This is a genomic window from Brevibacillus sp. HD3.3A, assembly GCF_013284375.2.
Taxonomy (GTDB): Bacteria; Bacillota; Bacilli; order Brevibacillales; family Brevibacillaceae; genus Brevibacillus; species Brevibacillus parabrevis.
This window is the reverse complement of record NZ_CP085874.1, coordinates 3322510-3334891: the sequence shown is the minus strand read 5'-3', so window position 1 is coordinate 3334891 and position 12382 is coordinate 3322510. Positions and strand designations below refer to the sequence as shown.

The window sequence follows — 12382 nt, the reverse complement described above, 5'->3', positions numbered from 1 at the left end:
GCCATTCTTCAAGGATACAAAGTAAATACTCAAAAAGCTTATTCAAGAGTTTTTCAACCTAACAATGAAGTTCGAAGTGGAACAAGATAAGGATTTGCTCATAAATCCCTAACGCCAAACCCTCACTGGCAGCCTCACCAGGGCTTGACCAGCAGCGGAAGGTTGCAAATTCGCCTCCAGATCGAAGCCCGGAACAGGTTCAATGCGCGAGAACGCCTTGATGAAGTGGTGAAAAGCTTTGTTTGCTTCCATTCTCGCCAAGGGGGCACCGAGACAGATATGCGGTCCATTGCTGAACGATTGATGCCGATTGTTGTTTTTCCGGTGGATGTTCAAAGCAAAAGGGTCTTCAAACACAGCCTGATCAAAATTGGCTGCGCTCATCCAGGCAATCACGACATCTCCTTTTTTCAACTCAACACCCAAGACATCGTTATCTTCCTTCACCGTGCGATCCATTTTGCTAATGTGAAAACGATAGCGCAGCATCTCCTCGACAAAAAGCGGGACGAGGTCGAGGTCGCTTCTCAGTTCAGCGTAAAGGTTCGGATTGTCGTACAGCAAGGAATAAAACGAGTTGGCCAACAGGAGGCTGGTTGTCTCGATGCCCGCCCCCAAAATAAACATCGTGATGGTAACAATATCTTCATCCGTCAACTTGTCTCCCTCGTATTCTGCCTGAATCAGATCAGAAATGATGTCGTCTGCAAGGTGCGTTCTTTTATCGACCACGAAAGGGTGCAAGTAAGCAAAAAACTCTTTTGCCGCCTGTTCCTTCTGTTGATGAACTTCCTCGTTCTTTTCCTTTTGAATCGGCATGAACAAAAGATCGACCCATTTTTTGAACAGCCATTTGTCTTGATGCGGCACGCCAAGCAGCTCGGCCATGATGATGATGGGCAGCGGAGTGGTAAAATCTTGGACGATATCCACTTCCGTTTTTGCTTCCATTTCGCGAATCAGCTCGTTCACGACTTGTTCGACACGCGGCTCCCACTCTTTTAGGCTGCGCGGCGTGAAAGCAGCCGAAAACAAGGAGCGCGCCTTGCGATGTTCGGGAGGATCACTGTCGTGGATATTGAGACGTTCTGGAAAAGAGCCTTCCTTAGTACCAGCCCCGACATTGACAAGCGTCCGTTGGCGTACGCTCGAAAACAAAGCATAGTCGGTCAGCACCCGCTTCACATCTTCATAGCGGAACACATTCCACGTATTCGTGCCCGCATGATAAAAAACGGGCTGCTCTGCAAGCATTTTCTTGTACCATGCCACCGGAAAAAAATGTTCGGATTTCGTTTGGAAATCCGTTATCTCAGACGGTGAATACGCCTGCTTTTCCATCTACATCACCTCTTGAATTTGTCCATTATAGGGTGGATAATAAAGGGAATTTTATGCGCAAAAGCTTTTCAAAAGGGAATGGAGAAGGACAAGGAGAAGAACAAACATGACGTTAAAAATAGCTTTGGACAGCGTAGTGATTCATGAAACACCGCTGGAAGAAATCCACTTTGACACCAATACCATTGCGGTTACATTTGATGACGCAGATGAAAAAAGATGGAAACTGACGTTTAAACCTTACCAGGCGATCCAAACGACGACAATCGATTGCTACCCGTTTTCCAATCTGGTCATCGACGAGGCGATTGACGAGAACGGATATTTCCAGCGCTATTTGCTGGAAGTGACGGATTCCCAATGGATAAAAGCGTTACAGGATGAACTGAGGTTGATCGACCCGCATGCTACTTTCCTGGAGAAAGCGCATCATTACATTTTCCCATTTCAAGATATTGTCGTGGAAATCATAGCTTGGGGCTATGAGCTGGAGGAAGTGTAATGAGTCTTTTGCGCACCTGACCACATTTTTTTATCGACAAACAATTCCAATCCGAGCAAAGAGCAAATCCAAACCTTCCAGCAGACCAAGGCGTGGTCTAGCTTGCGGGTTTCTTGGGGAGAAGTCGTTCCTACTTGAAAGGAGAGGTCATCATGAAAGTTGCGATCATGCTTTTCGATGGAATCACCGCGCTGGATGCGATCGGCCCATACGACGTTTTTGCTGCTACCTTGCAGTGGGAAGTGAAGTTTGTCGCCAAGCAAAAAGGATTGGTCAAACTAGATTCGAACATGGGCTACCTGCACGCGGATTACGATTTTTCCGAAGTGACTTCCGCCGACATCCTGGTTGTGCCCGGATGCAGCCCGCCTCACTATAAAACGCCGATGAATGACGAAGAAACGTTGGAGTGGATTCGCCGCATCCACGAGACGAGCAAATGGACGACGTCGGTGTGCAACGGCTCCCTGATTTTAAGTGCCGCAGGGCTGCTGAAAGGCGTCGTTGCCACCAGCCATTGGGGGTCGTTCGATTTGCTCGCATCACTTGGCGCCATCCCGACGGAAGAGAGAGTCGTTCGCCAGGAGAAAATCGTCACAGCAGCGGGCGTTTCCTCCGGGATCGACATGGCCCTCCAATTGGTCGCATGGGAATTGGGCGAACAGATGGGACAAGCTGTACAGCTGATTTTGGAATACGATCCCAAGCCGCCGTTTGACACAGGTTCACCGCAGAAAGCGCCAGCGCAATTGGTGGAGCAAATCAGAGCAATGCTGCAAGCGTTTGCCAAAAAGGAACCAAGCATGTAAATACAAAGACCAGCAAGAAAAGAAGGAGCATTCAGCGCTCCTTCTTTTTTGATTGCTCGTTAGCTCCGTCTTTCCACATAATAAACTCTTATAGTATAAAACCCGATCGGAATGATATTATTTATCGCAGTGATAGAACAGTCGCTTCGCAGCAACCGCAACGAGGAGCTGGCAAAATGGACGATCTGTATGTTTTTGTCATTTTCCCGGGAACCAGGGCTTTCTGTTTTGCATAATACAGGCAGAAAACAAAGGAGGTGGTTCAACTGGATGAGAGTCAATTAGAAGCGTGGGTGGAGGCGTACACGGACCGGCTTGTGCGGCTTGCCTATACATATGTGCGCGATTGGGCGCTTGCCGAGGATCGGGTGCAAGATGCGTTTCTCAAAGCGTACTGCCAATACCACCAATTTCAGCCCGGAAAAGACCCGTTTCCTTGGCTGGCCCGCATTACGATCAACGAATGCAAGATGTCCTGGCGAAGAACGTGGCGCGAAGTCGTGACAGAAATTTTTCCGCCCCGCATGAGCAAAAGCGCCGAGATCATCACGATGGAAAAGCTGGATGCAGCGCTCTGCTACCAGTTTGTGCTAGACCTGGTGGAACCATTTCGCACGCCTATCATCCTCTACTATTTTGAAGATTTGTCCATTGAACAAATCAGTGACATCCTCAGCGTAAGCAAAGGCACTGTCAAATCCCGTTTGGCCCGGGGCAGAGAGAAGCTTTACCGGACCATGGTGAAGGAGGGTAGCCATGGAAAAGCAGTTGAAAAATGCGAAACATCAATATGAGTCACATTCAGTGGACATGGAAGCTTTCAAAAAGAGGTTGAACCAAAAAATACAGAAGGCCGAAAGGGAGGGACTGTCCCGTAAAGGGGATGGGTGGACGTTGAAAAAAATAGCGCTTGTGAGTGCTGCTGTTCTGGCAATCGGATTTTCGGGAAGTGTGGCCGTGTCACCGACTTTTGCCAGCTACATCTCGTCTTTGTGGACGAAGAAGATTGACCCGGGTGTCCAGGAAGCCGTGAACAAAGGGTACGCCAAGCTGGCGAAGGCGAGTGTGACAGACCAGGGCATTACAATTGAAACATCTGAAGTGATCGCCGACCCCGCCCGGCTGATCGTCGCCATTTCGATGAAAAATGCGCAGGGAGAGTTTATTTTCCCTGATCCCGATATCGCCGCGAACGAGAACAAGCTGTTTGTGACAGATGAGAACGGCAACGTGATCGCAGACGACATCCAATCGTATTATAAAGAAGGAGATATCGGGTATTTCCAGTTTGTTTTAAACGATGCTGTCTCCAAAAAGATGCAGCTGCGAATGGACGTGAAACGAATCCGTCTCAGCGGCAACCAATACAAGGAAGGCTCATGGAAGCTGACTGTGCCGATCGACATCGAGCAGAGCATGGCGGCAACCACAACTGTCTCTTTGAATCAGACATACACCACCCCGCAGGGAATCACCGTTGCGGCTAAATCTATTGTATATTCGCCAAGTGCGACAAGACTTACGTTTGAGACAAGCTGGACAAAAGCGGCGCGGGAGAGAATCGAGCGAACTGCAAAAAGCGTGGGAGCAACTGCGCAAGAGCGTGAGCTGCTGCATCATCAAAGCCTGGTTTTCCGGATTCTCGATCAAAATGGAAAAGACATGGTGAAGCTTGACGATCTGCTGGTTGTAAGCGAGGGGGATTCTCCAGCGCCGACCGTGTACGCAAGCCAGAAAATCGTAAAAGAAGGCAGCACAGAAAAAACGATCCATGAATACGTCTTTTTCTCCGGCCAGACTGAGAAACCGTTGACCTTTGTGCTGACTGGCGTGTCGACGTTTGAACCAAACGATTTCCGCCTTGCACTCGATCCGGCAACTTTGAAAACAAAGCCTGTCTCTGGCACGAAGGGAAACCATGCCGTCACCGTTACCGACTTGTCTGTGCAACAAAATCCCGCAACGGGACAAAAAGAGGTCGCTCTGCGAATGAAGGAGCAATCCACCAACTTGCGCATATGGAAGTGGTATTTGACAGACGACAAGGGCCAAGCGTATGAGCTGGTGGAAAATCGCGATGGCGAAGGAGAATGCAGCGCGAGCAAAGGGGCGGATGGCGTCTATGTAGAGCAATGCGACAATCAATACTTTGCCAAAGGAATGACCGCCTTGCCCAAAAAAGCGGCGCTGACGATCCGCTTAGAGCCGGTTCAGCACAGCGATTCCCAGTGGCGAGTCGAGCTGCCTGCTGCCACGCCTGCGAAAAAGTAATCGGCTACGCCTGGCTTGCCTTTTTTCCTTGGACGGAAGCGGAGCATTCTCTCCATTCGAAGTCCACGGCAAGAGGAAAAAGCTCTTTTTCGCAACTGTCGACCAATTCATACTTTACAAATAGGATTTATGTGTTTTAAACTGAAACTATAGAAAACCACTCCATCACATCAATCCATTCGGCCGATCAGTCTACTGAAGGCTCCCGCGTCTGTTTTGTTCAAGCGCGCGGGAGCCGTTTTGTATTCGGAAACATTTTTCGATTCGACAGGGGGGACGCACGTGGAATATTATTGTCTGACTTGCCGCCATGTCTTCGCGCCCGGACAAGAGCTGTGCGGACATCTGCAGCAGCTGTTCACATCTGTGCAAGGGGAAAAAATATGGCGGATACGCTTCTTGCATCGGTTTGCGTATGAATTTTACAGCGATGGGCAAATTCAGGAGCTGATTCGCGACCAGCCTCTGATGGTTTCCGAAGTGCTGTGCGTCGATCAGTTTGATACGAGGACACACACGGGGCTGAACGCGATTGGCCAGCGGGTGTCCATTTTCGAGTAGCTGTTTCCTGTCATTGACAAACAGAAATCACCGCTTTAGTATAGTTTTATGACTATCAAACAATCGAACGAGGATGAAAAGCGCGTCAAAATCTTCAAAGCGTTGGCGGATGTGAAGCGGATTGAGATTGTTCGATTTTTGTATCGCGCAAAAGCAATGCATACGTGCGGCCACATCGGGAATACGCACGGGTTGAACAAGTCCAACACGACGTACCATCTGAAAATTTTGCATGATGCCGAGCTGATTGACATTATCCGCGACGGGCAATTCAAATTAATTCAATTGAGGGAGGAGACATTTCAAGCGTTTTTGCCGGGTTATTTGGACACGCTGTAGTGCCGGATAACCATTTTTTTTGGACGACAGTTAAAGAGTTTTAGAACTATCGCAAAACACGAAAATGCGTGCGCATTGTCTGTTCGTCGGCTATTTAGTTCGAAAGTTTTAATACTATAAAATCTTTGGGGTGTCCATGATGCTTGAACAAAAGAAAAGCTTGTATTCGACTTGGCTCGTTTTGACCTTATGCTTTGTGATCATGCTGGCCGTGATCAATGCCGTCCTGTTTAATGTCGCACTCGCGGATATTTCCGAAGAATTGTCAATCGGTCCGTCGCAGGTCAGCTGGATTGTCGTCGGATACTCGATGATGGTCGCGATCGGTTCGATTACGTATGGCAAACTGGCGGATCGCTTTCGCGTCAAAAGCCTGCTGATCTTCGCTCTCGTCTTGTTTCTTGCCGGGTCGCTGATCGGTTTTGGTTTTTCTTCCTTTGCAGCGGTCATCATCGGGCGGATCATTCAGGCAAGCGGCGGCTCCGCGTTTATTTCCTTGTCGATGATCTCGGTAGCGAGATTTTTGCAGCCGGAGAAGCGGCCTGGCGCTTTGGCGATGTTCAGTGCGACGATTGCGTTGGCGGCGGGGATCGGCCCACTGGTTGGGGGAGCCGTTACGCACACGCTGGGATGGCGGTACTTGTTTTTGCTCATGGTCATCGCTATCGTTGCCATCGCTCTTTTGTTCAAGTTCATGCCAAAAGAGGAGCAGCAGTCGTCAACGTCGCTTCCGTTTGATTTTGCCGGAGCAGGGCTGTTGTTTGGCGTCATCGTTTCCGTTTTGTTTGCGGTCAATCTGAACGGACTGTTCTTTCTTTTGGCGCTCGCGTTCGCTTTTGGCCTCAAATGGTGGCTGCCCAGGACTTCTGCGCCATTCGTGGAACGCGACTTGTTTGCCAACCAGGCTTACTTGCGATTGATCGGAATCGGCTTTTTGATGAATGTCGGCGCGATGGCCAACATGTTCCTTGCGCCGCTCTATTTGATCCATGTGCACAAGCTTTCGCCGTTTGTTGTCGGTTTGCTGTTGTTCCTCGGGGGCATTTCGGGCGTTTTGTCCAGCTTTGCCAGCGGAAAGCTGCTGCCGCGAGTCGGAGGGGGAAAAATCATTTTCGCGGCGACCGTGATGATGATGACAGGCTTCCTCGCGATGGGAGTGATTCCGCGGCCAGATATCATCGTCGTCACGATCTTGTTACTGCTGACCATGATGAGCTACTCCGCGATTCAAGTTTCGCTGAACAATCTCGTTCCGCGAACATTGCTGCCAAGCAAAATCGGCGTAGGGCTAGGCTTTTACAACTTGCTGAACTTCGTCGGGATGGCCTTTGGTCCGGCGGCAGCGAGCAGGCTTTTTGAAAAAACAGGCAACTACAGCCTGATTTTTCTCGGCATGGCCGTCGTGATTTGCTTGCATTTCCTGTTAGTGGCGAAACCTGCGGCAGTACAACAGCAGTCTCATTGACAGGCTTATTGGCGCGATAGCGATTGCAGACGCAGATGCTTCACAACCGCAACAAAAAAGCCGCTCTTTTCCTGCGAAGGAGCGGCTTTTGCTTGGCTTATTTGGCTGGCGTGCTTTCGGCTGGCCCTGGATGTGCTTTGACGTACTCCAGCGCATTGTAGATGATTTCCGCTGCTTCTTGGCGCGTAATCGCATCGCGCGGGTGCATTTTTTGCCCGTCATCCAGCTTGGCGATTCCGAGAACGAGCGCCCGCTGAATCGTGCCCTGGTAGCTTGGGTTCAGTTGCTCCAGATCGGCGAAGTCGCGGGGAGCGATTTTGATCATCGGCAAATCGTAGTGTGTTTCCATCGCCAGCATGAGCTGATGAATGAACTGTTCTTTCGTCCAAATCTGCTCCGGTTCAAGGTCGGCTGGCAGATCGAGTCCGTTGTTTGCGGCGATGATCAACACGTTGGAGTACCAGGCATCGTTATCGGCCTTGGCAAAATAGTCGGTTGCTTTCGGCTCTTTGATAAAGCGAATGTTGTCGATGTTGAGACGGAACGCACTGACGATCAACTGGATGCCTTGGGCAGCCGTAATCGTCGCATCCGGCATAAAGCGATGATCGTCCACGCCCCGTAAAATTCCTTGTTGTTGCAACGCCATGATTTTATTTTTAGCCGCTACATTTTGCAAATCGGTAAACGGAGCGGAGGCGGCAAAGCCTTGTTGGGCCATAGACAGTGTCAGTAAGGCAAAAGTAGAAAAGGCGAGCAGTTTGCGAGTGGCTTTCATGATTATCACCTCGGCTGTTTTTGAAAAGCTTCACCTGTAGGACGACGGTTTTTCGCGAATGTTTCACGGAGTCATTTTGCAGAATAAATAGACTGCCTTTTCTGTTTATTATATAATGTTATAAGACGTACTAATTAACTCACAGGGGGAAACGTGATGAAACTGATTGCGATTGGCGATAATGTGGTGGATTACTACAAAGACCGCGGCGAAATTTTTCCCGGGGGAAATGCGCTGAACGTAGCGGTGCTGGGCAAACGGTATCAGGCAGACGTGTCCTCGTACATTGGCATCATCGGCAACGACCAGGCGGCTGATCATGTCAGACAGACTCTGCTTTTGGAAAAGATCGATATTTCCCGCTTGCGTCAAGCGATCGGCCCGAATGGAGAAGCGATCGTTTCCCTCAACGCCGACGGTGATCGCGTGTTCGTCGGTTCCAACAAAGGCGGTGTGCAAGCGTACATGGGGCTAAGGCTGACCGATGACGACAAGGCGTACATAGCCAGGCATGAGCTGCTGCACACGAGCATTTACAGCAATCTGGAGCACGAGTTGCCCGAATTGCACAAAGCGATCCGCATTTCCTTCGACTTTTCGACGCGTTGGACGTCTGCCTATTTGGAGCGAGTATGCCCTTATGTCGACTACGGCTTTTTCTCGGGGAGCGACCTGACAGAAGACGAGTGCCACCAGCTCATCCAGCAAGTGCATCGTCTGGGAACAAAAGTCGTCGGGGTGACGCGCGGCGCGCAAGGAGCGATTTTTTCCGAAGCAGGCAAGCTGTACCGCCAAGAAATTGTTCCGACCGAGGTCGTAGACACGTTGGGTGCGGGAGACTCGTTTATCGCCATGTTTTTAATGAAGTACCATCCAGACGGCGACATGCAAGCGGCGCTGAGGCAGGCGTCAGTAGCGGCGGCCCAGACGTGCGGACATTACGGCGCTTTCGGATACGGCGTTCCCAAAGTTGGTTGATCGGTCAAAAAAAAGAAGCTAGAGACATCTTCTAGCTTCTTTTATCCTTTTATGCCCCCGCTCGTCAGGCCCCTGACGAAGTATTTTTGCATGAACAAAAAGAGCAGGATGATCGGCAGCGCAGAGATGGTCAAGCCAGCGAGCAGCACGCCCCAATCGGTTTGCAGCATGTCCCGGAACGCCATCAAGCCGGAAGGGATCGTCTTCAGCTTGTTATCGTCAATGAAGATGATGGAAAACAAAAACTCGTTCCAGGAAAAGTAAGCCGTCAACAGCGCAGACGTCAGCAGGATCGGGGTGCTGAGCGGCAAGAAAATGCGGGTGAACACGCTGAAGCTGCTACAGCCATCCATGTAAGCCGCTTCCTCGATTTCTTTCGGGATCGTCAGGAAGTGCGCGCGGATCAACAGCACGGTAAAAGGAAGCCGGTAGGCGACGTACGGGATGATCAACGCCCAGTACGTGTTGAACAGCCCGAGACTCTGGATCAGTTTGTAAAGGGGAATCAGGCTGACTTGCGGAGAGAGCATCAATCCGCCGAGAATCAAAACCAGCACGAGCCGCTTGCCGCGAAACGAAAAGCGGGTTAGGCCATACGCCCCGAGAGCGCTTAACAGCACAGTCAAAAAGCAAGTCAGGCTGGTGACGATGACGCTGTTTAAAAAGTAGGCGGAAATCCCTTGCTCCCAGGCTGTCACGTAATTTTCGAACAGCCATTGTGTCGGAAGCGCCCAGCTGTCGCTGAAAATCTCGGAAGATTCCTTGAGCGAGTTCATCACCATCCAGAACAACGGGTAGGCGATGGCGACAAAGTACAGCAGCAAAATGACCAAAAGGCTGGAACTGCCCCATGTCAAGCCTCGTCTGCTGCGCTGTTTCTTCGCTGTCGGCAGGAGGGGAGCTGCGTTTTGCTGTGAAACCGTTTCCATATTTTGCTGCATGTCGATTACTCCTCTCCAGTCTTGGATAGCTTCATTTGCACGAGTGAAATCAACAGCGTGATAGCCAAAATGACATTGGCGATCGTCGACGCGTAGCCCATCTGGTCGTGAACGAAGGCGGACTGGTACAAGTAGGTGCCGAGCACCTCGGAAGCGTGACCGGGGCCACCGCCCGTGAGTATGTAGACTTCATTGAAAACGGTAAAGGCGCCAGCCAGCGTAATCGTGGAGGTAACAAATGTCATCTCCCGCACTTGCGGAACCGTGACGTGAAAAAACATCCGGATTTTGCTTGCGCCGTCGATTTCGGCGGCTTCGTACAGCTCTTGCGGGATTTTCTGGATCGCGACGATGAACAGCATCATGATGTAGCCGATGCTTTGCCACTGGGAGACGGCAATCGCCGCAAAGATGGCTGTCGCAGAATCTCCAACCCACGCCCGTGTCCAGCTCTCCAGTCCGATGGCGGACAAAAAGCCGTTCAGCAAGCCGACTTGCGGATGGTAGATGAAGTCAAACAGCAGAGCGATGACGGTGATCGAGATGATGACAGGCGTGAAGTAAATCGTGCGAAAGAGCGGGGAGATTTTGCGAAACACTTTGTCTTCCAGAACAGCCGCCAGGACAAGCCCGCCAAAAACTTGGAAGATGAGAGAAATGACGGCGTAGTAGATGTTGTTCACAAGGGCCTGGTAAAAGATCGGGTCGTGAAACAGCTTCGCGTATTGGGCCAGTCCGACGAACGTTTTGTCTGCGGAGAAAGCGCTCCATTCAAACAAGCTGAACTGGATGTTTTGGACAATCGGGAAGTAAATAAAAAGGAGGATCAACAAAAAGCCTGGAAGGACATACAAGTAACCCGCATATTTTCGCTGGAGCATATCGTTCCCCCCTAAGTGTATGAAGAGACAGTGGAGCCGCTCGGGACTCCACTGCCGTGCTTTTTGGGCGCTTACCTTGTTACTTGGACTGTTCCCGCACCTGCTGCGCTGCCTTGCGAACATCTTGCATGATTTCCTCCGGCGATTTTTCTCCGTTGAGCATTTGCTGCGTGCCTGCGAGATAGGCGTCGACAATTTTGATATCGAGATCGGTATCGAGCCACAAAGCCAAGCCTTCTGCTGCGTTCACGCGCTCTACAGCCTCGATGCCGAGCGGAGTGGCGGTATTTGCGTTGACAGCCCCTTTGACGGCGCTATACTTGCCGACATCCTTGACGAATTTTTCGGCTTGCGCTTTCGAGGTCAAAAATTGCAGGAACTTCACGGCTTCTTTTGGATGCTTCGTGGTGGCCGAAATCATGAAGCCCTCGGGAGCGCCTGTCAAAAATTTCGGATTGCCTTTGCCGCCTTCGATCGCCGGGAAGTCGAGGAATCCCCATGGAAACTTCGTCTTCGGTTCTACCAGCCGCACTTCTGCGGTCTCGGCGTAAAAAATCGCCGCTTTCTGGTCGATGAACATTTGTCTGGCAAACTCATGATCCAGGCCGTTGACATCTTTGTTGAAATAGGGGATTAGCTCCTGCATTTTTTTCAACGCCTCTATATAGCCTGGATCTTCAAACGTTCCGGTGGCGCGGTTGTAGTCTTTTTCCCGCGTGCTTTCATCGACCATGCGCTGGTTCAGCGTGCCGATGTAGTGGGAAGAAGCCCATGGCGCCTTGTTGCCGAAGGTGATCGGAGTATAGCCGTTGTCCTTTAGCGTTTGCAGGGTGGAGAGGAACTCTGACCAGGTGGTTGGGACGGCGAGATTCAGCTTGGCGAAAATGTCTTTGTTGTAGAAAAACGTTTTGCCGTCGATCGTGAGTGGCACGCCGTACAGCTTGTTGTCCAGCGTAAACGGCACGAGCTGGGATTCCATCAGCTGATCATACCAGGCTTTGTCTTCCTGGGCGTAGCCGGTCAAATCGAGCGCTTTGCCGCCTCGCACAAACTTGTAGGCGTATTCGCCGCTCCACGAAAAGTAAATGTCAGGGGGATTGTCCGTGCCGAGCAGGACGCTGATTTTTTCCTTGTAGGCGTCGTTTAGCACCGCCTCTGTTTCAATCTTGATGTTCGGATTTTCCTGTTCAAACGCTTTGACGACTTGTTCGAAGTAGGTTTTGTCAGGGTCTCTGGGCCAGCGGTGGAAAAAACGCAAGGTGACCTGCTGATCCGCAGCGGGGGAGACTTGATTTCCGCCAGGGTCTGCAGAAGCTTGCTTGGGCGTATCAGCAGTCGAGCAGCCAGTTGCGAGCGAGAAAATAAGCAAAAGACCAGTGGCGAACCGAAGTATCCTTTTCAAGACATTGCCCCCTTTTATCTTGTAGGAATCGTGCAGGAAAATTTTATATCATATTATGACATTATATTATGATATAAAATTAAGAATTGTCAAACAACGAATGTTCTCCGCGTC

General features: G+C 50.6%; 13 protein-coding genes. 8 read left to right on the top strand and 5 right to left on the bottom strand.

Annotated elements, in window-relative coordinates; genetic code table 11:
- Positions 1-108: 108 nt before the first annotated feature.
- Positions 109-1341, bottom strand: a complete 1233-nt coding sequence (locus tag HP435_RS15310) for a cytochrome P450 (protein ID WP_122966439.1) — start codon at positions 1339-1341, stop codon at positions 109-111.
- Positions 1342-1447: 106 nt separating this feature from the next.
- Between HP435_RS15310 and HP435_RS15305 the strand changes: the two genes are divergently transcribed.
- From HP435_RS15305 to HP435_RS15275, 7 genes are all read left to right on the top strand, one after another.
- Positions 1448-1843, top strand: a complete 396-nt coding sequence (locus HP435_RS15305) for a hypothetical protein (RefSeq protein WP_173598176.1) — start codon at positions 1448-1450, stop codon at positions 1841-1843.
- Positions 1844-1995: 152 nt separating this feature from the next.
- Entirely contained in the window at positions 1996-2652 is a 657-nt protein-coding gene (locus HP435_RS15300) for a DJ-1/PfpI family protein (protein WP_173599999.1), read from the top strand.
- A gap of 257 nt (positions 2653-2909) precedes the next feature.
- Positions 2910-3446, top strand: a complete 537-nt coding sequence (locus HP435_RS15295) for an RNA polymerase sigma factor (protein ID WP_122966442.1) — start codon at positions 2910-2912, stop codon at positions 3444-3446.
- 100 nt (positions 3447-3546) lie between these two features.
- Positions 3547-4923, top strand: a complete 1377-nt coding sequence (locus HP435_RS15290; protein WP_167470384.1) for a DUF4179 domain-containing protein — start codon at positions 3547-3549, stop codon at positions 4921-4923.
- A gap of 282 nt (positions 4924-5205) precedes the next feature.
- The gene (locus HP435_RS15285) at positions 5206-5484 is read left to right on the top strand and encodes a hypothetical protein (RefSeq protein ID WP_229049688.1); all 279 of its coding nucleotides are present in this window, start codon (positions 5206-5208) and stop codon (positions 5482-5484) included.
- A 48-nt stretch (positions 5485-5532) separates the two neighbouring features.
- Complete coding sequence (locus HP435_RS15280) at positions 5533-5823, top strand: ArsR/SmtB family transcription factor (RefSeq protein ID WP_063228204.1); 291 nt, start codon at positions 5533-5535, stop codon at positions 5821-5823.
- A gap of 136 nt (positions 5824-5959) precedes the next feature.
- Positions 5960-7288, top strand: a complete 1329-nt coding sequence (locus HP435_RS15275) for an MFS transporter (RefSeq protein WP_229049687.1) — start codon at positions 5960-5962, stop codon at positions 7286-7288.
- Positions 7289-7385: 97 nt separating this feature from the next.
- Here the strand turns inward: HP435_RS15275 and HP435_RS15270 are convergent, their stop codons facing one another.
- Positions 7386-8066, bottom strand: a complete 681-nt coding sequence (locus HP435_RS15270) for an S-layer homology domain-containing protein (protein WP_173599997.1) — start codon at positions 8064-8066, stop codon at positions 7386-7388.
- Between the two features lie 156 nt (positions 8067-8222).
- Between HP435_RS15270 and HP435_RS15265 the strand changes: the two genes are divergently transcribed.
- Positions 8223-9044 carry a PfkB family carbohydrate kinase gene (locus tag HP435_RS15265; RefSeq protein WP_173599996.1) on the top strand — a complete coding sequence of 274 codons (822 nt, stop codon included), beginning with the start codon at positions 8223-8225 and terminating at the stop codon, positions 9042-9044.
- A 41-nt stretch (positions 9045-9085) separates the two neighbouring features.
- On the opposite strand, the gene HP435_RS15260 is transcribed toward HP435_RS15265, so the two are convergent.
- From HP435_RS15260 to HP435_RS15250, 3 genes are all read right to left on the bottom strand, one after another.
- Complete coding sequence (locus tag HP435_RS15260) at positions 9086-9985, bottom strand: carbohydrate ABC transporter permease (protein ID WP_370641076.1); 900 nt, start codon at positions 9983-9985, stop codon at positions 9086-9088.
- A gap of 5 nt (positions 9986-9990) precedes the next feature.
- Complete coding sequence (locus tag HP435_RS15255) at positions 9991-10866, bottom strand: carbohydrate ABC transporter permease (RefSeq protein WP_122966448.1); 876 nt, start codon at positions 10864-10866, stop codon at positions 9991-9993.
- A 79-nt stretch (positions 10867-10945) separates the two neighbouring features.
- Entirely contained in the window at positions 10946-12268 is a 1323-nt protein-coding gene (locus HP435_RS15250; protein ID WP_229049686.1) for an ABC transporter substrate-binding protein, read from the bottom strand.
- Positions 12269-12382 lie beyond the last annotated feature (114 nt).